Below are 23,648 nucleotides of genomic sequence, written 5' to 3' on the forward strand. Positions count from 1 at the left end.
CCGGTGCGGCGGGCGGAAGACGCTCAGTCGGCGTTCCGGATGGCCGAGATGTCGAAGTTCAGCTTGATCTTGTCGGAGACGAGGACGCCGCCGGTCTCCAGCGCCGCGTTCCAGGTGAGGCCCCACTCGGAGCGCAGGAGCTCGGACTTGCCCTCGAAACCCACGCGCTCGTTGCCGAACGGGTCCTTCGCGGCACCGTTGAACTCCAGGTCGATGGAGATCTCCTTGGTCGTGCCGAGGATCTCCAGGTCGCCCGTGATCCGGTAGTCGTCGCCGCCCAGGGCCTCCGCCTTGGTGGAGCGGAAGGTCATCGTCGGGAACTCGTCCGTCTTGAAGAAGTCGGAGCTCTTCAGGTGGCCGTCGCGGTCGGCGGACCCGGTCTCGATGCTGTCCATCTTGATGTCGAGGCTCGCCGTGGACTTGGACGGGTCACTGCCGTCCAGGTGCAGCGAACCCGTGAAGTCGAGGAACGAACCCTTCACGTTCGTGACCATCGCGTGGCGCGCGACGAAGCCGATCGACGAGTGCGACGGGTCGATCGTGTAGTCGCCGGTCAGCGCGGCGAGGTCGGCGCTGACGGCGGCGGACGCCGGGGCGGCCGAGGCGGTGTCGTCGGTGTTCTTGCGGCCGAAGATGCCCATGACGTGCTCCTTAGGGGGACGGGTCGCGGATCCGGTCGGAAGCCGCGGTGCAATCTGTTGAATCTTCAACGAGGGGAACAAGAAGCACCGTAGACCTATTCCGTTCAAGTTTCAACATCATTCGCGGCGTGTCTACGACGTTACGGCGTGTCATGCCCTTCCGCCTTTCGGGGGAGGGTGATCCGGCCGCCGGGCGAGGGTGCTTCGGCAGGGCTGGGGGAGAGGGCTCCGGCCGGTCCGGGGAGGGTCCTCCGGCCGGTCCGCGGAGGGTGCTCCGGCCGGCCCGGGAGGCTGCTTCAGCCGGATCATGTCGGAGCTCCGGTGCCGGGGCGGCGCGCTCCGGCCGTCGGAGACGGGGCGATCCGGTGCAGTTCGGTCCTCCCGCGCAGACAGGTCCCGACGCCCTCTGGCGAACGCGCGTAGACCTCGGGCACCATCTCTCTGCACCTGCACCGCCTGCACAACCGCCCCACAGGAAGCACGGTCGTCCGCAGGAAGGTTCCCCCATGAAGCTCCGCTCCGTCCTGACCGCCCTCGCCCTCGTCGTCGCCCCGGGCGTGGCCGTCATCGGCACCTCCACCGACGCCTTCGCCGTCACCAAGATCAGCCACGCCACGGCGACCTCGATGTTCCGCTCGTCCGGCGTCACCTGGTCCTCGTCGGGTGGCTGCTCCGACCGGAACAACCCCACCTGTACGTCCTTCGAGCAGCTCAACCTCGCCACCGCGCAGGGCGCCCAGACCCTCAAGGGAGCCAGCGGCTGCGCGCTCAACATCACCGGCGGCACCGAGACCGGCCACGCGAGCGGCACGTACTCGCACTGGAACGGCTACAAGCTCGACTACGGCAAGAACACGTGCGTCACCGCGTACATCAAGAACAACTTCACCTACATCGGGCTGCGCGGCGACGGAGCCCCGCAGTACAAGTCCGGCTCCGGCAACATCTACGCCGACGAGGGCAACCACTGGGACGTCCTCTACTACAACTGCGGCGGCTGCTAGGCATGACGGCCAGCCGCCGTACGTTCCTGCTGGCGGCCGCCCTCGTGGCGGCCGCCGCACCCCCGGCGGGCGCCGCCTCGGCGGACGACGAGTACGCGCTGCTCCGCCGGCGCTGGCTGGGCATCGCGCTCGGCACCGGCTACGACCCCACGGCCGAGCCCTACGCCTCCCGGCTGCGCCGCACCGGCGAACTCGCCCGCGGCTTCGCGCGGTCCATGGCCCCGACGGCCGCGTCCCTCTGGCCGGACCACCCCTTCGACCCGCCCGCCGGCATCACCGCGAGCTACTCCAGGCTGTGGACGATGACCCAGGCGTACCTCCAGGAGGGCACCGGGTCGGCCGGCGACGAGAACCTCCTCGCGGACGTGATCCGCGGCCTCGACCACCTCTCCGCGACGGTCTACAAACCGTCGACCACCCGGTACGGCAACTGGTGGGAGTGGCAGATAGGCAGCCCCCGGCTGCTCATGGACATCGTCGCCGCCCTCGACGAGGACCTCACCGACGCGCATCGGGCGGCCGCCTGCGCGGCCGTGGACCACTTCGTCCCGGACGAGATGCTCCGCGACTACTCCGGCACCTCCACCGGCGCCAACCGCGTCGACCTGTGCCGGTCCGTGGCGCTGCGCGGCGTCCTCGGCCGGGCCCCCGACAAGATCGCGCTGGCCCGGGACGCGCTCTCACCCGTCTTCCCGTACGTGACGTCCGGGGACGGGCTGTACGAGGACGGCTCCTTCGTGCAGCACGTCCAGGTCGCGTACTCGGGAACGTACGGCCAGGTCCTGCTCGACGGACTCGGCCGGCTCTTCGCGCTGCTCGCCGGATCGACCTGGGAGGTGACGGACCCGAACCGGCAGATCGTCCTGGACTCCGTCGAGCACGCCTTCGCGCCCCTCATCCACGACGGACTGGTGATGGACACCGTCAACGGGCGTGCCATCAGCCGGGGTTACCTGAAGAGCGACGACCAGCACGTCCTGCGCAGCGACCACTTCCACGGGCAGGCGCTGATCGCCGCGATCGCGCTGCTCGCCCAGGGTGCGAGCCCCGCCGAGCGGCAGCGCTGGCACGGCCTGATCAAGGGGTGGATCGCCCGGGACACGGTGAGCCCGATCCTCACGGCACCCCAGTTCGAGGTCGCCGACCTCGCGCGGCTGCACGCCGTCGCCGGCTCCGCGGCCCCGCCCGCGCCCGAACCCCTCGGCCCCCGCCTCTTCCCCGCGATGGACCGTGCCGTGCACCGCGGCCCCGGATTCACCGCCGCGGTCTCGATGGCCTCCGAACGGATCGCGCACTACGAGTGCGGGAACGGCGAGAACCCGCGCGGCTGGCACACCGGCGCCGGCATGACGCTGTGGTGGGCCGACGGGCACGCGGACCAGTACACGGACTGGTTCTGGCCCACGGTCGACTGGTACCGGCTGCCCGGAACGACCGTGTCCACCAGACGGCTCGCCGACCGCGAGGGCGGCGAGTGGGGTGCGCCCCGACCCGCGGTGCGCTGGGTGGGCGGCGCGACGGACGGAAGCTGCGCGGCCGTCGGACAGCATCTGAAGGGGCTCGGCTCCACCCTGGAAGCCCGCAAGTCCTGGTTCTGCGTCGTCGACTGCATCGTCTGCCTCGGCGCCGGCATCACGGCCGCCGACGGGGTGCCCGTGGAGACCGTGGTGGACAACCGCAGCCTGGGGGAGGGCGGCACCGGGACGCTGACCGTCCGGCGCGGCTGGGCCCACCTCGAAGGCCACGGCGGGTGGGTCTTCCCCGGCCCTGCCGGTACGTCGGCCCTGCGCACCCTCCGTGAGGACCGCACCGGCGCCTGGTCGGACATCAACACCACCAGCACCGCCGAGCGGCGCACCCGGCGCTGGCAGACGCTCTGGCTGGACCACGGCACGGACCCGGTGGGAGCCGGCTACGCCTACGTCCTGATGCCGGGTGCCTCGCGCGCCGCCGTCGCGGCCCGGGCCGCCGATCGCCACTGGCTGCGCGTCCTCGCCAACGACGCCCGCCGGCAGGCCGTCGACGTGCCGTCCCTGGGGCTCACGGCGGCGAACTTCTGGCAGGCGGGCAGCGCGGGCCCGTTGAGCGCCACGGCCGGCGCCTGCGTCCTGGTACGCCGCCGTGGGCGCACCGCTACGCTCTCTGTCAGCGAACCGCCCCGTACGGGCGAGCCGCTGGAGGTCGTCTGGGACCGGCCGGTGCGCGCGGTCCTCCGGGCCGATCCGTCGGTCGAGGTGCTCGCCACGGGCCGCCGACTGAGGGTCCGTGTCACTCCGTCGATGGCATGCGCCACACAGGAATGTGAGGTGGCTCTCAGCTGACGGCTTTGTGTGACCTCTACAAGCCGAAGGCCCTCTGAGCAGTCAGATCGCCTGCATGGGGTCGCGGTTCTGTTCAGGGCTACCAGTAAAACGGGCCGGAGACTGTACGGAGTCGACGGCTCGCTTTCCTTGCCGGGCTTCGTAAGGTCACTACATGACCGTTTTGGACGAGGCCGGCCCGACAGACTCCACGAGCGCCACAGGCGAACCCACGGACGCGCGCGGGCGCGTGGCCGAACTGCACGCGATCCGTGCGGAGGCGCTGCGGGGTCCCAGCGAGAAGGCGACCGAGGCGCAGCACGCCAAGGGCAAGCTGACCGCCCGGGAGCGCATCGAGCTGCTGCTGGACGCGGGCTCGTTCCAGGAGGTCGAGCAGCTGCGCCGGCACCGGGCGACCGGCTTCGGCCTGGAGGCCAAGAAGCCGTACACCGACGGTGTCATCACCGGCTGGGGCACGGTGGAGGGCCGCACGGTCTTCGTGTACGCCCATGACTTCCGCATCTTCGGCGGCGCGCTGGGCGAGGCCCACGCCACGAAGATCCACAAGATCATGGACATGGCCATCGCGGCCGGTGCGCCGCTGGTCTCCCTGAACGACGGCGCGGGCGCCCGGATCCAGGAGGGCGTCTCCGCCCTCGCCGGCTACGGAGGCATCTTCCAGCGCAACACCAAGGCCTCGGGCGTCATCCCGCAGATCTCGGTCATGCTCGGCCCGTGTGCGGGCGGCGCGGCCTACAGCCCCGCCCTCACGGACTTCGTGTTCATGGTCCGCGAGACGTCGCAGATGTTCATCACGGGCCCGGACGTGGTCAAGGCGGTGACGGGCGAGGAGATCACCCAGAACGGCCTGGGCGGCGCCGACGTGCACGCCGAGACGAGCGGTGTCTGCCACTTCGCCTACGACGACGAGGAGACGTGCATCGCCGAGGTGCGCTACCTCCTCTCGCTCCTCCCGCAGAACAACCGGGAGAACCCGCCGCGCGTGTCCTGCGAGGACCCGGCGGACCGCCGCTCGGACGTCCTGCTCGACCTGGTGCCCGCCGACGGCAACCGCCCGTACGACATGGCGAAGGTCATCGAGGAGCTCGTCGACGACGGCGACTATCTGGAGGTCCACGAGCGCTGGGCCCGCAACATCATCTGCGCGCTGGCCCGCCTCGACGGCCAGGTCGTCGGCATCATCGCCAACCAGCCGCAGACCCTCGCCGGCGTCCTGGACATCGAGGCATCCGAAAAAGCTGCGCGCTTTGTCCAAATGTGTGACGCTTTCAATATTCCGATCGTCACGCTGCTGGACGTACCGGGGTTCCTCCCCGGCGTCGACCAGGAGCACGGCGGGATCATCCGGCACGGCGCGAAGCTGCTGTACGCGTACTGCAACGCGACGGTCCCGAGGATCTCGCTGATCCTGCGCAAGGCGTACGGAGGTGCCTACATCGTCATGGACAGCCAGTCCATCGGGGCCGACCTCACCTTCGCCTGGCCGACGAACGAGATCGCCGTGATGGGTGCGGAAGGTGCCGCGAACGTCATCTTCCGCCGTCAGATCGCCGACGCCGCCGACCCCGAGGCCATGCGCGTCCGCATGGTCAAGGAGTACAAGGCCGAGCTGATGCACCCGTACTACGCGGCGGAGCGGGGCCTGGTCGACGATGTCATCGACCCGGCGGAGACCCGCGAGGTGCTGATCAAGTCGCTCGCGATGCTGCAGACCAAGCACGCGGACCTGCCGTCGCGCAAGCACGGCAACCCCCCGCAGTAACCCAGCGGATCCTCCGCGGTACCCCCGCGGAAACCTCTCTCACGGAGACTGAACCTATGAGCACCCCGGACATTCGCGTCGAGAAGGGCCACGCCGAGCCCGAGGAAGTCGCCGCCATCACGGCCATCCTCCTGGCCCGCGCCGCCGCCCAGCCGGACACCGCCCCGACCCACCGCGGCCGCGCCAAGGCAGGCTGGCGCCGCCTGGAGCGCGAGCCCGGCTTCCGCGCTCCGCACAGCTGGCACTGAGCCCCGGGCCCGCCCGGGCCGACGCAAGGCCCCGCCTCCCTCGGGAGCGCGGGGCCTCGGCGTTTCCGGAGCAGCGCTGCCGGAGAGGGCTGCCCGGGCGAGAGGCGTACGAAACGGCCCCCGCGCCGCCAACAGGAGGCGCGGGGGCCGTTCTCGGGCTTGTGCGGTGTCCGCGCTAGCGCAGCCGCGCCATCAGTGCGTGCTCCACGAGCGTGATCAGCGCCGACTTGGCGTCCGCGCGGTGGCGGGCGTCCGTCGTGATGATCGGGGTGTCCGGGCCGATCTGGAGCGCCTCACGGACCTCGTCCGGGTTGTACGGCTGGTTGCCGTCGAAGCCGTTGAGGGCGATGACGAACGGCAGACCGCTGTTCTCGAAGTAGTCGACCGCGGGGAAGCAGTCGGCGAGACGGCGGGTGTCGACCAGGACGATCGCGCCGATGGCGCCGCGGACCAGGTCGTCCCACATGAACCAGAAGCGGTCCTGGCCGGGGGTGCCGAACAGGTAGAGGATCAGGTCCTGGTCCAGGGTGATGCGGCCGAAGTCCATGGCGACGGTGGTCGTCGTCTTGTCTCCGGTGTGCGTGAGGTCGTCGATGCCCGCGGAAGCGGACGTCATGACGGCCTCGGTGCGCAGCGGGTTGATCTCCGAGACGGCGCCGACGAACGTGGTCTTGCCCACGCCGAAGCCGCCCGCCACCACGATCTTCGCGGACGTGGTGGAGCGGGAAGGCCCTCCGCTAGAGCTTGCGAAGTCCACTGAGCACCCTTTCGAGCAAAGTCACGTCTGGCTGGCCACCGGCGTTTTCGTCGCCGCCGGGCTGATGGATGGCGACCAGTCCCGCCTCCGCCAAGTCGGCGACGAGGATCCTGGCCACGCCGAGGGGGATCGTCAGGAGGGCCGAGACCTCGGCCACCGACTTGATCTCTCGGCAGAGATTGCAGATCCGCTGATGCTCGGGCAACTGGCCCTGCATCTGGTGCGGCTGCGCGGTGGTGTGCACCAGCGCCTCGATGGCGAGCTGGTAGCGGGGCCTGGTGCGGCCGCCCGTCATGGCGTACGGGCGCACCAGCGGATTGTTCGACGCCCCGGCCGGCGACGGCTCGGGCGAGCGCCGCTGCGGCTGCACGGGCTGGATGCGCGGCGCCGGTGGCTGGTCGTACGGCGACGGACCAGGACCCTGGGGGCCCTGGGGCGCGTACGGCTGGCGCCGGTGGCTGGGCGCGGAGGGGAAGTTGTACCGGTTCGGGTTCTGCGAACCGTCACCCTGGCCGCCCTGCCCCTGACCGGGGCCGTACGACCAGTTACCCGAAGACGAACCGCCTGGGGGTGTTGCCACTTTCTCCTCCTCCGACTGTGCCGGGCACCCAACGCTGTGGGACCGCGTCCCGAAACCTTACGGCCCCGGGACGCCAAAACGCACCGTCTGTCTGCTAGTTGAGAAGGCTCCCCTGGAGCTCTGCTCGAAGATCTGGGGTCAGGACCGTGCCCGCACGGTCCACCAGAAGTGCCATCTCGTACCCAATGAGACCGATGTCCGCCTCCGGGTGTGCAAGGACGGCGAGCGAGGAACCATCAGAAACGGACATGATGAAGAGGAATCCCCGCTCCATCTCCACAACTGTCTGGTTCACACTGCCGCCCTCGAAGATGCGGGAGGCGCCCGCGGTCAACGAGGTCAGGCCGGACGCGACGGCCGCCAGCTGGTCGGCACGGTCACGGGGAAAGCCTTCGGACATCGCCAGAAGGAGTCCGTCGGCGGAGACCACCACCGTGTGGGACACCCCGGGGGTGTTGTCCACGAAGTTGGTGATCAACCAGTTCAGGTTCTGTGCCGCCTGGCTCATCGGGCTCACACTAACGCTCCTGGTTGTAGGTGCTGTCAGGACCGAAGCCCTGGCCGTTCGTGTCACTGCTTGCATTGCGTCCCCGCTGTACGCCACGGCGCAGGTTGCTCAGCCTGCCCCGGACGTCCTCGGGTGCGCGGGAGACCTGGGGGCCGCCCTGTGGGGTCGAGTCCGCGGTTCCCTCGACCAGGTTGGCCTTGGGCACCCGCCGCGGCAGGCCGGAGGAGGTGACCCCGCCCGCCTTGGGCTTGCGGAGCTGCGCCGCCTGCTGCCAGCGGTCGTCGTTGGACGAGCGCCACTCGCCGTTGCCGTCCGAGGCCGGAGCCTTGGGCGCAGGCGCCGCCTGCTCCCGCTGCTCCGCGGGACGCCGGCCGTTGCCGTTGGCACCCGCAGAGGCGCCACGGCGCGGCAGCCCGGCATCGGTCAGCTGGTGGCCGCCCGAGGGGGCCGGTCCCGGACGGGTGAAGCCTACGCGGTCCTGCTCACTCACGTCAGCGGCCTGCGAGGATTCCGTTTCCGGAGCGTAGCCGGATCGGTACCCGCCCTCGTACGCGTTCTGCTGCGGCCAGTCGTCCTGGTAGGACGGCTCCTCGAAAGCGGAGAACGTCTCCGGGGCGGAACCCTGGACTCCCGCACGGGCATCCTGGCCCGGCTCCGCATACGCGGGCTCGGGGTAGCCGCCGTTGGACGGGAAGTACGTCTCGTCATACGCCGGCTGCTGCGGGTCCTCGTACGCCGTCTGCTGGTCGTACCGGGCCTGCTGCTCGTCGTACGCGCCCTGACCGTCGTCGTAGGCGGGGCCGCCGTTGTCGAACGCGGGACGCTCCGCGAAGTCCGCCTGGTAGCCCTGCGGTGCCTCGATGGCCTCGTGGCCCTGAGCCTGGGCCTCCAGGGCGGCGCGGCGCTCCTCGCGCATCAGCGAGCGGCCCACGGGGTCCAGGTCACGGATGTCGTCCGGGACCTCGTAGCGGCTGTCGTCGAAACCGAGTTCGGCGGCCGTGCGCAGCGGCTGCTGGCTGCCGAAGTCCTCACCCTGGAACGACTGCTGCTCGGGGATGATCTGGGACACGGTGAACTCGTCGCGCATCGGCTGCTGCTCGCCACCGCCACCATGGGTGATCGCGTCGGGGAGCATGACCAGCGAGGTGGTGCCGGCCTGCTCGCCCGAGGGACGCAGCTGGACGCGGATGCCGTGCCGGTCGGACAGCCGGCCGACCACGAACAGGCCCATGCGCTGCGAGATCGCGGCGTCCACGGTCGGCGGGTTGGCCAGCTTGTGGTTGATGTCCGCGAAGTCCTCGGCGGTGAGGCCGATTCCCTTGTCGTGGATCTCGACCATGATGCGGCCGTCCGGGAGACGGGTCGCGGTGACGCGGACCTTGGTCTGCGGCGAGGAGAACGTGGTGGCGTTCTCCAGGAGCTCGGCGAGCAGGTGCACGAGGTCGGTCACGGCGCGGCCGTGGATCTCGGCCTCCGGGACGCCGGAGAGCTCGATGCGCTCGTACTGCTCCACCTCGGAGGAGGCAGCGCGCAGCACGTCGACCAGCGGGACCGGCTGGTCCCAGCGGCGGCCGGGCTCCTCGCCCGCGAGGACCAGGAGGTTCTCGCCGTTGCGGCGCATACGGGTCGCGAGGTGGTCCAGGCGGAAGAGGTTCTCCAGCTGGTCCGGGTCGGCCTCGTTGTTCTCCAGGTCGGTGATCAGGGTCAGCTGGCCCTCGATCAGCGACTGGTTGCGGCGCGACAGGTTGGTGAAGATCGCGTTGATGTTGCCCCGCAGGAGGGCCTGCTCGGCGGCGAGCCGGACGGCCTCGCGGTGGACCTGGTCGAAGGCGCGGGCGACTTCGCCGATCTCGTCCGTCGTGGTGATCGGGATGGGCTGGACCCGGGTGTCGACGCGGCCCGGGTCGGTGCGCGAGAGCTGGTCGACCAGCATCGGCAGACGCTGCTCGGCGACACCGAAGGCCGCGTTGCGCAGCTGGCGCATCGAGCGGCTCATCTGGCGCGCCACCATGCCGGCCAGGATGAACGCGGCGAGCAGGGCGACCACGACGACGGCACCGGTGATGATGGCGTCGGTCTTGGCACTGGCGGAGATGTCCGCGGCCTCGGCCACGGCCTTGTCGGCGAGGTCCGACTCGATCTGGCGGTAGGCGTCGTACTTGGCCGTGTTCACGACCCACCAGTTCTGCGCGGTGACGCCCTTGGCGGCCAGACCGTCGAGCTCGGTCTGCTGCGGGGACCTCAGACCCGCCAGCATGGTGACCATGTCGGTGGGCTTCGCCGGCGGCGGGGTGTAGGTCTTGCCCTTGGCGGCGGCGGCCGCGCCGGCCTCCTTCGCCTTGGCCGTCAGGTCGGTCTTGATCTGGGCCTGGGCCGCGTCGAGCTTGTCGGCGTCGGCCTGGGTGCCACCGCCGAGGTACTCCTCGACGGCGATGCCCTCGAGGTAGGCGTAGGAGGAGAGGGCGACGCGCTGGGAGGCGAGGCTGCCCTTGCCCGGACCGGGCTTGACCAGCATGTGCATACCGATGGACCGCTCCAGCGACAGCGCGGCCTTGGACAGCGAGATCGCGTAGACCGTACGGCCGTAGCTGGTGATGTTTCCGGTGCCCAGACCGAGTTCGTTGGCGAACTCCATCAGCGGGTGCTGGATCTGGAGGTAGCCCTCCTCGGTCTTCACACCGTCGGTCCTGGAGGAGTAGGCGATCTTGCGCAGGGAGTCCAGACCGGGCTCGACCTTGCGGAAGACATCGAGCCGGCGCTCCAGGCCCGCCGTCTTCGGCATGTTCTGGGCGGCCTCGTCGAAGACGTCGGCGGCCTCGTCGGTGGCCTTGCGGGCCTTGACGACCGTCGGGTCGTCCTGGCCGGCACCGCTCAGCAGGGGCTGGGCGGTGATGTCGCGCTCCTCGAACAGCTTGTCGCCGTAGTTCAGCGCGGCCTGCACCAGACGGGCCGTCTTCTCGGCGTCCTGGGCCTCCTGCCAGGTGTTGATCGAGCTCTTCACCTGGAAGCCGCCCATGACGAGGCCGACCACCACGGGTATGAGCAGGATCGCGTTCAGCCTGGTGGGCACACGCCAGTTGCGCGGGGAGAAACGGCCGCCGCTCGGAGCGGGCGCCGCCATGGGCTCCTGAACGGGCACTTGTGCGGGCGCCGCTCCGCGCGGCGGCGGGGTGAAGTTGCCCCGTGCCGACGGCTCGGGACCGTTCTTGCTTCGCCTCACTCGACCAACAACCTCTCGGCGTCGGCACCTACGTTGTGCCGCGGTATCTCCAGCGCCCTTGACTACTGGGCAGTTCAGCGCATTCCAGCACGTCAGGCGGCGCCCTTCCAAACACTCGGAATCGACGGTTCCGAGTGGCGCAGGCCCCAGATAAAACGGTCATAAAGAGCGAGCCCCGCCAAAAGGCGGGGCTTTTGTGAGCGCAGCGGTACCGGGTGACCGCGATGCGTGTCTGAGTCTGCGAAATTCTCTGTCGAAACGTTATGAACACTGTGGCCGACCGTGTCAAATGACACAGCCGGCTCCAATGTGTCTACGACAACTTCCGTACAGAGCCTCCGACTTGGGTGCTATCGCAGCCGAGCCATGAGGGCGTGCTCCACCAGCGTGATCAGCGCGCTCTTCGCATCCGCACGGTGCCGGGCGTCCGTCGTGATGATCGGGGCGTCCGGTCCGATCTGGAGCGCCTCGCGCACCTCTTCGGGGTTGTACGGCTGGTGTCCGTCGAAGCCGTTGAGGGCGATGACGAACGGCAGACCGCTGTTCTCGAAGTAGTCCACCGCGGGGAAGCAGTCGGCGAGACGGCGGGTGTCCACCAGGACCACCGCACCGATGGCACCGCGGACCAGGTCGTCCCACATGAACCAGAAGCGGTCCTGGCCCGGCGTACCGAAGAGGTACAGGATCAGGTCCTGGTCCAGGGTGATGCGGCCGAAGTCCATGGCCACCGTGGTGGTGGTCTTGTCCCCGGTGTGGGTCAGGTCGTCGATGCCCGCGGAGGCGGACGTCATGACGGCCTCCGTGCGCAGCGGGTTGATCTCCGAGACGGCACCCACGAACGTGGTCTTGCCGACGCCGAAGCCACCCGCCACCACGATCTTCGCGGAGGTGGTCGCCCGGCCTCCGTCAGAGCTTGCGAAGTCCACTGAGCACCCTTTCGAGCAAAGTCACGTCCGGCGCGCCGCCGTTGTTCTCGTCGCCGCCCGGCTGGTGAATGGCGACGAGTCCGGCCTCCGCGAGGTCCGCGACGAGGATCCTGGCCACACCGAGCGGCATGGACAGGAGGGCCGACACCTCGGCCACCGACTTCACCTCACGGCAGAGGTGGCAGATCCGCTGATGCTCGGGGAGCAGACCCATCAGCTGAGCCGGGTCGGCCGTGGTGCTGATCAGCGCCTCGATGGCGAGTTGGTACCGCGGCCGGGTCCGGCCGCCGGTCATCGCGTACGGACGTACCAGCGGCTGGTCGCCCTCATCCTCGTACGGCTGCGCGTACGGATCATGAGAGGCGGTGGGCGGGGTCATGAATCCTCCGGGCTGGACAGCAAGTCGGTCAGTCGTGCCGTCTGTTGGGGCCGGTGGGGGGATTGTGTCGGCCGGACGGTGATTTCGTGCTGTGGGTAGAACCCAGGGCCGTCAGTGGAGCAGACTTCCCTGTAGCTCGGCGCGCAGGTCCGGCGTGAGCACTGCGCCCGCGCGGTCGACGAGCAGCGCCATCTCGTAGCCGACGAGACCGATGTCGCACTCCGGGTGGGAGAGGACCGCCAGGGACGATCCGTCCGAGATGGACATCAGGAAAAGAAAACCGCGTTCCATCTCCACGACCGTCTGCGCCACGGTGCCGCCCTCGAAGATCCGGGAGGCCCCGGCCGTCAGCGAGGTGAGACCGGACGCGACGGCCGCGAGCTGGTCCGCGCGATCGCGGGGAAAACCTTCGGACATCGCCAGAAGGAGTCCGTCGGCGGACACGACGACGGTGTGGGACACCCCGGGGGTGTTGTCCACGAAGTTGGTGATCAACCAGTTGAGGTTCTGTGCCGCCTGGCTCATCGGGCTCAACTAACGCTCCTGCTGGTGAGTGGGGCTGGGGAAGCTGCCGGTCTGGCCGGTACCGGCCTGGCGACCCTGCTGGATGCCCCGACGGAGATTGGTCAGCCGGCCGCGTACGTCATCGGGCGCACGCGAGACCTGCGGACCGCTTTGGTGCGATTGCTGCTGTGCCGTACCCGCGACGAGGTTCGCCCGCGGGACGCGGCGCGGCAGGCCGGAGGTGGTGACCCCGCCCGCCGACGGTTGACGGACGCGTTCTGCCTGCCGGACGAGGTCGTCGTTCGGCGAGGTGCGCCACGAGGCAGCGGCCGGTGCGGCAGCCGGACGCTGCGGAGCCGAGGGAGCCTGCGGCTGCTGCGCAGCCTGCGGCGAACCCTGGGAACCGTTGTTCTGGACGCCCTGGGAGTGGGCGCCGTTCGCCTGACCGTGGAACCAGTTGGTCTCCAGCGTGTCGTACAGCGGCGTACGTCCGTCACCGGGGCCGGGCGCCGGCGGCAGCGCCTCGGGCTCCTGACGGGGGGCCCGCTGCTGCGGCTGCGGGCGCTGGGGGGCGCCGGGCCGCTCGAACTGACCGGTGGAGGACGGGTCCTGGCCGTTGCCGTAACCGGGGACCGCGAACTGGCCGGTGGACGAGGGGTCCTGGCCGTTGCCGTAACCCGGGCGGGCGAACTGGCCGGTGGAGGACGGGTCCTGAGCGTTGCCGTAACCCGGCACCGCGAACTGGCCCGTGGACGACGGGTTCTGCTGCGCGGGGGCCTGGTGGGACGCGTTGAAGACGTCGGGACGGACGAACTGCCCGGTGTTCTGCCCGGAGTTCTGCGGCACACCGGCACCGGGGCGCGGGGCGTCGAAGTCGGGACGGGCGAACTCGGACGTGGAGCCCGGGCCCTGACGGTCGTCGATCCGCGGCATGCGCGAGGTGGTGTCGGGCTCCTCGTGACCACGCGGGGCGTCGAGAGACGCGCGCGGCACCGGCGGCTGCGCGTTCTCGTCGCTCCAGCTCGGCACTCGGGGCTGCTGGTCGCCACCGGGCAGCTCGGCACGCGCACCACCGCGGCCGGGAAGCTGCGGCCTGCGGCGACCGGTCTTGCCGCCCGTGGGCTGCTGCTGCGTCGGCGCGGCCGCGGGGCCGCTGTCACCGAAGCCGCCCTGGCGCGTACCGGCTCCGCCCTGACGGGCACCGGGCGCGTCGCCGAAGCCGCCGCCCTGGCGGGAAGCGTCACCGAAGCCCTGAGCGGAACCGGGCCCGGTGGACTGCAGACCCTGCGGCGCACCCTGCCCGAAGCCACCGGCGCCGGCACCGGCCGGAGCCGGCCTGCCCTGCTGACCGGAAGCCGGACCCTGCTGACCACGCGCTCCACCCGGAGCACCCGGACGACCGCTCTGGTTGCTGCCCGGCAGCGCGGCCCGCGGGCCCTGCCCCGAGCCGACCTGTCCGCGCTGCGGCGGGGCGCCGAGACGGCCACCGCCGGCGGCCGGAGCACCGGCACCGAGCGAGGGGCCACCCTGCGAGCCGTTGCCGCGGCGGGCCGCGGCGACACCGGCGGCCGCCTGCGCGGCGGCGGGACCGCCACCGCCCGGGGCGCCCTGGCCGGGCTTGCCCGGAGTGGGCTTCTTGGCGCCCTGGGCGACGTCGACGGGCAGCATGACCAGCGCGGTCGTACCACCGGAGTCGGACGGGCGGAGCTGGATACGGATGCCGTGGCGCTGCGACAGACGACCGACCACGAACAGACCCATGCGGCGGGACACCGAGACGTCCACGGTGGGCGGCGAGGCGAGCCGCTCGTTGATCGCCGCGAGGTCCTCGGGGGAGAGGCCGATGCCGGTGTCGTGGATCTCGATCAGCACGCGGCCGTCGGGCAGCGCGTGACCGGTGACCTTGACCTTGGTCTGCGGCGAGGAGAACGAGGTCGCGTTCTCGAGCAGCTCGGCGAGGAGGTGCACGAGGTCGTTGACGACGCGGCCGGCGACCTCGGTGGTCGGCACGGCGGCCAGTTCGATGCGCTCGTACTGCTCCACCTCGGACGCGGCGGCGCGGAGGACGTCGACCAGCGGGACCGGGCGGGTCCAGCGGCGGCCGGGCTCTTCACCCGCGAGGACGAGGAGGTTCTCACCGTTACGGCGCATGCGGGTCGCGAGGTGGTCGAGCTTGAACAGCGACGACAGCTGGTCCGGGTCGGCCTCGCGGGACTCGAGCTCGGAGATCAGCGACAGCTGGCGCTGGATGAGGCCCTGGGAACGGCGCGAGAGGTTGGTGAACATCGCGTTGACGTTGCCCCGCAGAAGGGCCTGCTCGGCGGCGAGGCGGACCGCCTCGCGGTGCACGTCGTCGAAGGCCGCGGCCACCTGGCCGATCTCGTCCCGGGAGTGCACACCGACGGACTCCACGGACGTGTCGACGTCCTGCGGGTCGGACTCGGACAGCTGCTTGACCAGCTCGGGCAGGCGGTCCTGGGCGACCTTGGTCGCGGTGTCCTGGAGGCGGCGCAGCGAGCGGATCATGGAGCGGGCCACGACGAAGGCGCCGACGAGGGAGACACCGAGGACGAGGAGGATCAGCGCACCCGAGATGATCGCTTCGCTCTCGGACTCGTTGCGCAGCTGACGGGCCTTCTGCTCCATCTGGCCGAGCAGCGTGGTCTCGATCTTCGACATCTGCTCGATCTTGGCGGAGTCGTCGTCGACCCAGTCCTTGTACGAGCGCTTGGTCTGCGTCTTGAGACCGTCCGGGCCGCCGAGCACGCGCTTGGCGTACTGGTCGGCGGACTGGATGGTCGGGTTGTCGCCCTCGACGGGCTTGAGGAGCTCGGTGACGCCGTCGCCGTAGATGTTCTTGAAGCCGCTGATCTCCGACTCCTGGCTCTCCTGGGCGGAGAGCGCGTACTGCCGGTCGTTCTCGGACAGCGTGCCGAAGGTGGACTTGGTCTCGGGCAGCGCTGCGGCGATGACGGCGCGCTGGACGGAGGCGTACTCCTTGGCGGAGGAGAAGGCGGACAGCGCGCGGGTGCGCTGGATCATCTCCGGGTTGCTGGTCGCCTCGGCCATGTCCTGCGAGAGCGCGAGCAGCTGGGTGACGAGGCGGTGATAGGCCTCGACCGTCTGCGTCGAGTTCTTAGGGTCGTTGTAGGCGTCGCTGCGGATGCTGCTCAGCTTGTTCAGCTCGCCCGCGATACCGACGAGGCTGTCACGGACGCCGGACAGCTGTCCCTTCGCCGTGGCGTCGTCGATCTCCTGCGTGCCCTCGAGGAAGTGCTTCTTGGCGACATCCGTGGCGTCGCGGACGCCCTTGACCGTGTAGTCGGTGGCCGGGGCGCCGTGCGCCAGCGGGCCGGCCGACTGGTCGCGTTCCTTCTGGAGCGCGGCGGCGAGCTCGGTCGCCTGCTTGGTCATGTCGGTCAGCAGCTTCATGTTGTCGAGCTGCTGGATGTCGTCCATCGACTGGTTGATGCGCAGCGCACCCAGCGAGGTCGCGGCGACCACGGGGAGCGCGAGCAGCGAGACCAGTCGCGTCGAGATGCGCCAGTTGCGCAGGGCTACGCGTGAGCCCGGGCCGGTCGGGCCCTTCGGCTTCGCGGCCGGTGTGGCGGGAGCCTTGGCCTTGGCGCCGGGGCGAGCGGAGTCACCGCTGCCGCCGAGCTCTGCCGGTCCCGGGTTCTGGGCGTGCTGGGGCGAGGAACCGCGGTCGGTCCCGCCGTGCGGCTCCGGCTCCGCCGAAGCGCTGCCATCCCTCTTGAAACGTCCCTGCACTAGCGTCGCAACCTCTGGACCAGGCGTCCCACCGGTGATACGGCGGGACGGTGTCGGCGTCGTTCAAGGGCGCAGATGCGCCCCCTGGTGGTCGTGAGTGACCGGCGCAGGTTCCCCCTTACCGCCGCCAATCGGCGCTGCGTTGCGCCCCTGCGCGCCGGTTCGATCCCGCGGCGGTCCGTGGAATTCCAGCACAGTGCAGGATCTCCAACAAGGCCCGAGAGCCAGGCTGTGACCTCCGTGACACCTTGTGAGTGCAGCGTCACGAGACGTAGAAAGTGATCTCGTACATAACGGGCGTATGCCTACGAGGTGTTGGGGTGTACCGGGTGTCCCAGTCGACATGATCAGGAGCGGAATGTTTGCTTCAATGGAGCAATGTCCGTTTCGCCAGGCCGAGTTGGGGGTCTGAATTGACCGGTTTGCCTGCTAGTAAGTGAGGAAACTCACATGGCGATCATGGCCTCTTCGCGGCTTCGCCGGGGAATTGCATGTTTAGCCTGGCGCTTTACAGGGATGGCGAATCCGACAACCCGCGCCGGAATGGGGGCTTTTGGGCCCGCCCGGCGCCCCTCACGACAAGGTCGAGTACACCGGTGAAGACGACGATGATGTTCCGCAACATAGCCAACCCGCGACGCACGACGCTGGCGCACCTCGAGGACGCCGACGCGCTGCAGACGCCGGACCAGCCGGAGCACTCGGTCGATCTTCCCGCCCAGACCGCCAACCCGCGCCGCACCGTCCTGATGGAAGCCCCGGTCGCGGCCTCCGTCGCCCAGTAGTACGCACGCGGGCGGCCGGCCGCTCAACACGATCCGCACGGATCATGGCGCCGGCCGCCCCGTCTCCGCGGACCGGCCCGCACGCCGGAGGCGTCCCGCGACGCACCCCGGAAGGCCGGCCCGCCCGCCGACGGCGCGCAACGGCGTCCGGAAGCGCGGCCAGGTACGCACCACCCGGTGTGCCCGCGGATATGCGCGAGGCGCGGAGCCCTCCCCGCGTTAGCCTGGAGCGTCAGACTCCAGCCAGCTCAGTGAGGGGCGCAAGGATCCCGTGCGCATCGCCAGATTCTCCATCGACGGCAACGTCGCTTTCGGCGTGGTCGAGGGCGACAAGCCGGACGAGCTCGTCCTCGACATCATCAAGGGCATCCCGTTCGCGGACTTCGAGCTCTCCGGTACGAAGGTCCCGCTGAGCAAGGTCAGGCTGCTGCCGCCCGTGCTCCCCAACAAGGTCGTGGCCTTCGGCCGCAACTACGCGGAGCACGCCAAGGAGCTCGGCAACGAGGTGCCCGACGCCCCGTTCGCCTTCTTCAAGCCGTCGACCTCGGTGATCGGCCCCGGCGACGAGATCCAGTACCCCTCCTTCTCGAACGAGCTGCACCACGAGGCCGAGCTGGCGGTCGTCATCGGCCGCATGTGCCGCGAGGTCCCGCGCGAGCGCGTGAAGGACGTCGTCCTCGGCTACACCTGCGCCAACGACATCACCGCCCGTGACGTCCAGAAGCGCGAGAAGCAGTGGGCGCGGGCCAAGGGCTTCGACACCTCCTGCCCGCTCGGCCCCTGGGTCGAGACGGACCTGGACCCGAGCGACCTGACCATCCAGCTCACGGTCAACGGGCAGCAGCGCCAGCTCGGCCGCACCAGCGAGATGATCCACTCCGTCGAGGACCTGATCGTCAACATCACCGAGGCCATGACGCTGCTCCCCGGCGACGTGATCCTCACCGGCACCCCGGCTGGGGTCGGCCCCCTGAACGTCGGCGACGAGGTCGCCGTCACCATCGAAGGCATCGGCACTCTCACCAACAAGGTGATCAAGCGTGGCTAACGCGACCGTCCGCGTACGTTTCTGTCCCTCCCCGACCGGCAACCCCCACGTGGGCCTGGTCCGCACCGCCCTGTTCAACTGGGCGTTCGCCCGGCACAACGAAGGCACCCTGGTCTTCCGCATCGAGGACACCGACGCGGCCCGCGACTCCGAGGAGTCGTACAACCAGCTGCTCGACGCGATGCGCTGGCTGGGCTTCGACTGGGACGAGGGCCCCGAGGTCGGCGGACCGCACACGCCGTACCGCCAGTCGCAGCGCATGGACATCTACAAGGACGTCGCGCAGAAGCTCCTGGACGCCGGGCACGCCTACTACTGCTACTGCTCCACCGAGGAGCTCGACGCCCGCCGCGAGGCCGCCCGCGCCGCCGGCAAGCCCTCCGGCTACGACGGCCACTGCCGTGACCTGAGCGCCGAGCAGACCGAGGCCTACAAGGCGGAGGGCCGCACGCCCATCGTCCGCTTCCGCATGCCGGACGAGACGATCACCTTCGACGACCTGGTCCGCGGCGAGATCACCTACCTCCCGGAGAACGTGCCGGACTACGGCATCGTCCGTGCGAACGGCGCGCCGCTCTACACCCTGGTGAACCCGGTCGACGACGCGCTGATGGAGATCACCCACGTCCTGCGCGGCGAGGACCTGCTCTCCTCCACCCCTCGCCAGATCGCCCTCTACAAGGCGCTCACCGAGCTGGGCATCGCCAAGGAGACCCCGGCCTTCGGCCACCTGCCGTACGTCATGGGCGAGGGCAACAAGAAGCTCTCCAAGCGGGACCCGCAGTCCTCCCTCAACCTCTACCGGGAGCGCGGTTTCCTCCCCGAGGGTCTGCTCAACTACCTCTCCCTCCTGGGCTGGTCGCTCTCGGCGGACCGCGACATCTTCACCATCGGGGAGATGGTCGCCGCCTTCGACGTCGCGGACGTCAACCCCAACCCGGCCCGCTTCGACCTGAAGAAGGCCGAGGCCATCAACGCCGACCACATCCGCATGCTCGACGTGAAGGACTTCACCGAGCGCTGCGCCCCCTGGCTGCGGGCACCGTTCGCGCCCTGGGCACCCGAGGACTTCGACGAGTCGAAGTGGCAGGCCATCGCCCCGCACGCGCAGTCCCGCCTCAAGGTCCTCTCCGAGATCACGGAGAACGTCGACTTCCTGTTCCTGCCGGAGCCGGTCTCCGACGAGGCGTCGTGGGCGAAGGCGATGAAGGAGGGGTCGGACGCGCTGCTGCGCACCGCGCGCGAGAAGCTCGCCGACGCCGACTGGACCGACCCGGAGTCCCTCAAGGGGGCCGTCCTGGCCGCCGGCGAGGAGCACGGTCTCAAGCTCGGCAAGGCGCAGGCCCCGGTCCGTGTCGCCGTCACCGGCCGCACGGTCGGCCTCCCGCTCTTCGAGTCCCTGGAGATCCTGGGCAAGGAGAAGACGCTGGCCCGCATCGACGCCGCGCTGGCGAAGCTGTAGCCGTCCGTCCCGGAGAAGGGGGCGGCGTCCGGACCGGACGCCGCCCCCTTCTCCGTGTCTTCCTCGTCACAGCCCGGACGCGGTGTTCCTCGCGCGAGCGAGGGACAGGCGAGCGGGCCGCGCGTTACGGTCGGACCATGGACATCGAGGCCGTGGTCTGGGACGTCGACGACACGATCTTCGACTACACGGCCGCGGACCGGGCCGGAATGCGCGCCCACCTGGACGCCGAGGGCCTCCTGGAGGCCTACGAGTCCGTCGATCAGGCACTCGCACGCTGGCGTGAGGTCACCGACCAGCAGTGGGCCAGGTTCTCCGCGGGGGAGTCGGACTGGGAGGGGCAGCGGCGCGAACGGGTGAGGGTCTTTCTGGGGGAACGGCTGAGCGACGCCGAGGCCGACGCCTGGTTCCGGCGCTACGCGGGGCACTACGAAGCCTCCTGGGCCCTCTTCCCCGACGTGGTGCCCGCCCTGGACGCCCTCGCCGCCAGCCACCGCCACGCCGTCCTCTCCAACTCCAGCCTGCAGAGCCAGGACCGCAAGCTGCGCGTCCTCGGCGTGCGCGACCGCTTCGAGTCGGTCCTGTGCGCGGCCGAGCTGGGCGTCTCCAAGCCCGCCGCGGCGGCCTTCCACGCGGCCTGCGACGCGCTCGCGCTGCCCCCGCACCAGGTCGCCTATGTCGGCGACCATCCGGAGATCGACGGCCGGGGCGCCGCCGACGCCGGCCTGCTCTCCGTCTGGATCGACCGTGGTGGCGCGCACACCGTGGTGGACGGCGCGGCACCCGGTCCGCGCCGCATCGCCTCGCTCGCCGAACTGCCCGCGATCCTCGGCGCGGATACCCGTTTTGGAGCGCCGTCCACCTTCAGGTAATGTTCTTCCTGCGCCGCCGGGGAGCGGGCCGAAAGGCCGGGAACCGGAGGAGCGAACTAGAACAAGAACCCCTCCGGGGCTTGCGTTCCAGTGGCCTATGGTGTAATTGGCAGCACGACTGATTCTGGTTCAGTTAGTCTTGGTTCGAGTCCAGGTAGGCCAGCTCGCAGAGCTCATCTGCAACCGCGGAGATCGACTCCGCAAAGCCCCCGTTGTGTAGCGGCCTAGCACGCTGCCCTCTCAAGGCAGTAGCGCCGGTTCGAATCCGGTCGGGGGTACAGATCCTTCCCAAGGGAGACAGTCCGGGTCGCACCCGCTGACTCTCATGCAGGATCGCTAGGGCCCCCGTTGTGTAGCGGCCTAGCACGCCGCCCTCTCAAGGCGGTAGCGCCGGTTCGAATCCGGTCGGGGGTACGCAGTTGGTCTAAACCATATTGGTCTATGGTGTAATTGGCAGCACGACTGATTCTGGTTCAGTTAGTCTAGGTTCGAGTCCTGGTAGACCAGCTCGGATCTGCGGAAACGCAAGATCCTCGCCCCCGTTGTGTAGCGGCCTAGCACGCCGCCCTCTCAAGGCGGTAGCGCCGGTTCGAATCCGGTCGGGGGTACCACAACAAGGCCCTCCGCTTCGGCGGAGGGCCTTCGTCGTGCCCGGCGCCGGCTACTCGAAGCCGTACCGCCGCGTCGTCTCCTCCTCCTGGGCCAGCCGGTGCAGCGCCTGCAGCACCGGCTCGATGAGGATCGCCCCCAGGACCGCGAACTCGATCTGCTCCGCCCCCGACGGTTGTGTCTCCAGCAGGTTCAGGTCGAGAACGGCTGCCCGGTGCATCAACTCGGCGTACGGCTCCAGCAGTTCGGCCTCCCAGTCGTAGCCGATCCGGCGGAGCGCGGCCATCGCCACCACCAGTGAGCGATACGCGGAGGAGATGGTCGTGAGCCGCTTGGTGTTCTCCCAGCCGAGCCGGTCCAGGAGTGTGATGACCTCCTGCTCTGCGGCCTGGACGAACTCGTCGTCCTCGTCCGGCTCGGGAACCTGCGGGAGCGCCCACATTGCCGCGCCGAGGCGGATCGTCCGGCCCAGGGAGTCGTCGTCCACGTGCCCGAGCACCTCGCGCACCTTCGCCACCGGTACCCGGCCCACCTGGATCATCGCCCGCACGAGCCGCAGCCGGCGCAGATGCTCCTCGTCGTACTCGGAGGTCCTCGCGTTGATCTGGCGGCCCGGCGCCAACAGTCCCTCGCGCAGGTAGTACTTGATCGTCGCGATGGGCACACCGCTGCGCTCGCTCAACTCGGCCAGCCGCATCCTCTTGCGCCTCTCCTAGGGAAGTGCCACTATCCAATCACTGCACAGAAGGATAGTGCCGGTATCCAATTCTGGAATCAGGGGGCACCATGTTCGCAAAGCCGCTTCCGGGCCTCAGTACCGCGGCCGTCGAGGGCGATGCGGTGGTCCTGCTGATCGGCATGCGCATCAATCACTTCTGGGCGGTGCACCAGTGGCTGCCGGTCATGCTGTCGATGAAACGCATGCTGGGGGAGCTTGCTCGCGACAGCAGCCGGGGGCTGCTGGGCCACGTCCTGCTGACCGCCTCGCCGCGGATGTACTACGTGGTCCAGTACTGGGAGTCGAAGGAGAAGCTCTACGCCTACGCGACCTCGCCCGACATGTTGCACCACAAGGCGTGGGCGACCATCAACCGCATGGACCGTGCCGGGAAGCTGCGTCAGCACGTGGGGCGCTGGCACGAGGCGTACGTCGTGCCCGAGGGGTCGTACGAGTCCATCTACGCGGACATGCCGGCCTTCGGGCTGGCGGCCGCGCACGGGGTGCTGCCGGTCGAGAAGCGGGGGCGGCGGGCGGCGGACCGGTACGCGTACCGGTCGTCCGGGGCGGCCGAAGGGGCCGAGCCGGCCGAGAAGGCCGGGTGACCCGGGCGCTGACCAGGGGGGACGGGGGAAACGGGGAGGGCCTGCCGCGGCGTTGAGGCAGGCCCTCCTCGGTTGTCGTACCTGGAAGGTCAGCCCGTGCGGCGCAGGGCCTCGGAGAGGCGGGCGGCGGCGTCGATGACCGCCTGGGCGTGCATACGGCCCGGGTGGCGCGTGAGGCGCTCGATCGGTCCGGAGACCGAGACGGCGGCCACGACGCGGTTCGAGGGGCCGCGCACCGGCGCGGAGACGGACGCGACGCCCGGCTCGCGCTCGCCGATCGACTGGGCCCAGCCGCGGCGCCGCACGCCCGACAGCGCCGTCGCCGTGAAGCGGGCGCCCTGGAGGCCGCGGTGCAGCCGCTCCGGCTCCTCCCAGGCCATCAGGATCTGGGCCGAGGAGCCGGCCTTCATTGTGAGCGTGGAACCGACCGGGACCGTGTCCCGCAGGCCGGACAGCCGCTCGGCCGCGGCGACGCAGATGCGCATGTCGCCCTGGCGCCGGTAGAGCTGCGCGCTCTCGCCCGTGATGTCGCGCAGATGCGTGAGCACCGGGCCCGCCGTGGCGAGGAGGCGGTCCTCACCGGCGGCCGCGGCCAGCTCGGCGAGGCGGGGGCCGAGAATGAAACGGCCCTGCATGTCGCGCGCCACCATGCGGTGGTGTTCAAGTGCCACGGCGAGGCGATGTGCCGTGGGTCGTGCCAGTCCGGTCGCCGCGACCAGGCCCGCGAGGGTGGCCGGACCGGACTCCAGAGCGCTCAGGACAAGGGCTGCCTTGTCCAGAACGCCGACGCCGCTACTGTTGTCCATGCAACGATACTCGCGTCTCACTCTGTGAAACGCAAGTTCAATTTTCCGTGGAACGCGCCACCCTTGTAGACACAGCGGCCCGCGGACCAACGGGCCCGGCGGACGACGTCCGGTACGAGGGG

20 protein-coding genes and 5 tRNA genes are annotated in these 23,648 nt (G+C 70.0%); 14 read left to right on the forward strand and 11 right to left on the reverse strand.

Annotated features, from left to right (window positions below; translation table 11 throughout):
- Nucleotides 1-23: 23 nt before the first annotated feature.
- Entirely contained in the window at nt 24-641 is a 618-nt protein-coding gene (locus ACSYGO_RS32170; protein ID WP_426677934.1) for a YceI family protein, read from the reverse strand.
- A gap of 506 nt (nt 642-1,147) precedes the next feature.
- Between ACSYGO_RS32170 and ACSYGO_RS32175 the strand changes: the two genes are divergently transcribed.
- The 4 genes from ACSYGO_RS32175 to ACSYGO_RS32190 all read left to right on the forward strand — a co-directional run bounded on the left by ACSYGO_RS32175 (nt 1,148) and on the right by ACSYGO_RS32190 (nt 5,976).
- Nucleotides 1,148-1,645 carry a hypothetical protein gene (locus ACSYGO_RS32175; RefSeq protein WP_426677935.1) on the forward strand — a complete coding sequence of 166 codons (498 nt, stop codon included), beginning with the start codon at nt 1,148-1,150 and terminating at the stop codon, nt 1,643-1,645.
- Between the two features lie 2 nt (nt 1,646-1,647).
- The gene (locus ACSYGO_RS32180; RefSeq protein ID WP_460388581.1) at nt 1,648-3,966 is read left to right on the forward strand and encodes a polysaccharide lyase 8 family protein; all 2,319 of its coding nucleotides are present in this window, start codon (nt 1,648-1,650) and stop codon (nt 3,964-3,966) included.
- Nucleotides 3,967-4,120: 154 nt separating this feature from the next.
- The gene (locus ACSYGO_RS32185; RefSeq protein WP_095936858.1) at nt 4,121-5,728 is read left to right on the forward strand and encodes an acyl-CoA carboxylase subunit beta; all 1,608 of its coding nucleotides are present in this window, start codon (nt 4,121-4,123) and stop codon (nt 5,726-5,728) included.
- A 56-nt stretch (nt 5,729-5,784) separates the two neighbouring features.
- A complete protein-coding gene (locus ACSYGO_RS32190) occupies nt 5,785-5,976 on the forward strand; it encodes an acyl-CoA carboxylase subunit epsilon (RefSeq protein WP_028802392.1) in 192 nt (63 codons plus the stop codon).
- 175 nt (nt 5,977-6,151) lie between these two features.
- Here ACSYGO_RS32190 and ACSYGO_RS32195 read toward each other — a convergent pair whose 3' ends face one another.
- The 8 genes from ACSYGO_RS32195 to ACSYGO_RS32230 form a co-directional block, all read right to left on the reverse strand.
- Nucleotides 6,152-6,733, reverse strand: coding sequence for a GTP-binding protein (locus ACSYGO_RS32195; RefSeq protein WP_026248371.1), 582 nt, complete (start codon nt 6,731-6,733; stop codon nt 6,152-6,154).
- Nucleotides 6,714-7,313: a DUF742 domain-containing protein gene (locus ACSYGO_RS32200; protein ID WP_345657259.1), complete on the reverse strand. Its 600-nt coding sequence runs from the start codon at nt 7,311-7,313 to the stop codon at nt 6,714-6,716. The genes ACSYGO_RS32195 and ACSYGO_RS32200 overlap by 20 nt, the downstream gene beginning before the upstream one ends.
- Nucleotides 7,314-7,407: 94 nt before the next feature.
- On the reverse strand, nt 7,408-7,821 hold the full coding sequence (locus ACSYGO_RS32205; protein ID WP_005479603.1) for a roadblock/LC7 domain-containing protein: 414 nt from the start codon (nt 7,819-7,821) through the stop codon (nt 7,408-7,410).
- A gap of 10 nt (nt 7,822-7,831) precedes the next feature.
- Nucleotides 7,832-11,041 carry a sensor histidine kinase gene (locus ACSYGO_RS32210; protein ID WP_426677937.1) on the reverse strand — a complete coding sequence of 1,070 codons (3,210 nt, stop codon included), beginning with the start codon at nt 11,039-11,041 and terminating at the stop codon, nt 7,832-7,834.
- Nucleotides 11,042-11,391: 350 nt separating this feature from the next.
- Nucleotides 11,392-11,967, reverse strand: coding sequence for a GTP-binding protein (locus ACSYGO_RS32215; protein WP_028802395.1), 576 nt, complete (start codon nt 11,965-11,967; stop codon nt 11,392-11,394).
- Nucleotides 11,948-12,346 (reverse strand): DUF742 domain-containing protein, encoded by a 399-nt coding sequence (locus ACSYGO_RS32220; RefSeq protein WP_095936861.1) that lies wholly within the window; start codon nt 12,344-12,346, stop codon nt 11,948-11,950. The genes ACSYGO_RS32215 and ACSYGO_RS32220 overlap by 20 nt, the downstream gene beginning before the upstream one ends.
- A gap of 111 nt (nt 12,347-12,457) precedes the next feature.
- Nucleotides 12,458-12,871, reverse strand: coding sequence for a roadblock/LC7 domain-containing protein (locus ACSYGO_RS32225; protein WP_095936862.1), 414 nt, complete (start codon nt 12,869-12,871; stop codon nt 12,458-12,460).
- Nucleotides 12,872-12,880: 9 nt separating this feature from the next.
- The gene (locus ACSYGO_RS32230; RefSeq protein WP_460388584.1) at nt 12,881-16,621 is read right to left on the reverse strand and encodes a sensor histidine kinase; all 3,741 of its coding nucleotides are present in this window, start codon (nt 16,619-16,621) and stop codon (nt 12,881-12,883) included.
- A gap of 596 nt (nt 16,622-17,217) precedes the next feature.
- Here ACSYGO_RS32230 and ACSYGO_RS32235 point away from each other — a divergent pair.
- The 9 genes from ACSYGO_RS32235 (at nt 17,218) to ACSYGO_RS32275 (ending at nt 21,399) form a co-directional block, all read left to right on the forward strand.
- Complete coding sequence (locus tag ACSYGO_RS32235; protein ID WP_426677939.1) at nt 17,218-17,406, forward strand: hypothetical protein; 189 nt, start codon at nt 17,218-17,220, stop codon at nt 17,404-17,406.
- 271 nt (nt 17,407-17,677) lie between these two features.
- Nucleotides 17,678-18,454, forward strand: a complete 777-nt coding sequence (locus ACSYGO_RS32240; protein WP_460388586.1) for a fumarylacetoacetate hydrolase family protein — start codon at nt 17,678-17,680, stop codon at nt 18,452-18,454.
- The gene (gltX, locus tag ACSYGO_RS32245) at nt 18,447-19,916 is read left to right on the forward strand and encodes a glutamate--tRNA ligase (protein WP_426677940.1); all 1,470 of its coding nucleotides are present in this window, start codon (nt 18,447-18,449) and stop codon (nt 19,914-19,916) included. The genes ACSYGO_RS32240 and gltX overlap by 8 nt, the downstream gene beginning before the upstream one ends.
- Nucleotides 19,917-20,053: 137 nt before the next feature.
- The gene (locus tag ACSYGO_RS32250) at nt 20,054-20,788 is read left to right on the forward strand and encodes an HAD family hydrolase (protein ID WP_460388588.1); all 735 of its coding nucleotides are present in this window, start codon (nt 20,054-20,056) and stop codon (nt 20,786-20,788) included.
- Between the two features lie 91 nt (nt 20,789-20,879).
- Nucleotides 20,880-20,951 (forward strand) — tRNA-Gln (locus ACSYGO_RS32255).
- A 42-nt stretch (nt 20,952-20,993) separates the two neighbouring features.
- Nucleotides 20,994-21,066 (forward strand) — tRNA-Glu (locus tag ACSYGO_RS32260).
- A gap of 63 nt (nt 21,067-21,129) precedes the next feature.
- Nucleotides 21,130-21,202 (forward strand) — tRNA-Glu (locus tag ACSYGO_RS32265).
- 21 nt (nt 21,203-21,223) lie between these two features.
- A tRNA-Gln gene (locus ACSYGO_RS32270) sits at nt 21,224-21,295 on the forward strand.
- A 28-nt stretch (nt 21,296-21,323) separates the two neighbouring features.
- A tRNA-Glu gene (locus ACSYGO_RS32275) sits at nt 21,324-21,399 on the forward strand.
- Nucleotides 21,400-21,449: 50 nt separating this feature from the next.
- Here ACSYGO_RS32275 and ACSYGO_RS32280 read toward each other — a convergent pair.
- A complete protein-coding gene (locus ACSYGO_RS32280) occupies nt 21,450-22,094 on the reverse strand; it encodes a MerR family transcriptional regulator (RefSeq protein ID WP_432187098.1) in 645 nt (214 codons plus the stop codon).
- Between the two features lie 89 nt (nt 22,095-22,183).
- On the opposite strand from ACSYGO_RS32280, the gene ACSYGO_RS32285 reads away from it, so the two are divergent.
- Entirely contained in the window at nt 22,184-22,720 is a 537-nt protein-coding gene (locus tag ACSYGO_RS32285) for a DUF4188 domain-containing protein (RefSeq protein ID WP_460388590.1), read from the forward strand.
- Nucleotides 22,721-22,809: 89 nt separating this feature from the next.
- Here the strand turns inward: ACSYGO_RS32285 and ndgR are convergent, their stop codons facing one another.
- On the reverse strand, nt 22,810-23,526 hold the full coding sequence (gene ndgR, locus ACSYGO_RS32290; RefSeq protein ID WP_007384919.1) for an IclR family transcriptional regulator NdgR: 717 nt from the start codon (nt 23,524-23,526) through the stop codon (nt 22,810-22,812).
- Between the last annotated feature and the right edge of the window lie 122 nt (nt 23,527-23,648).

Source organism: Streptomyces krungchingensis (assembly GCF_054729265.1).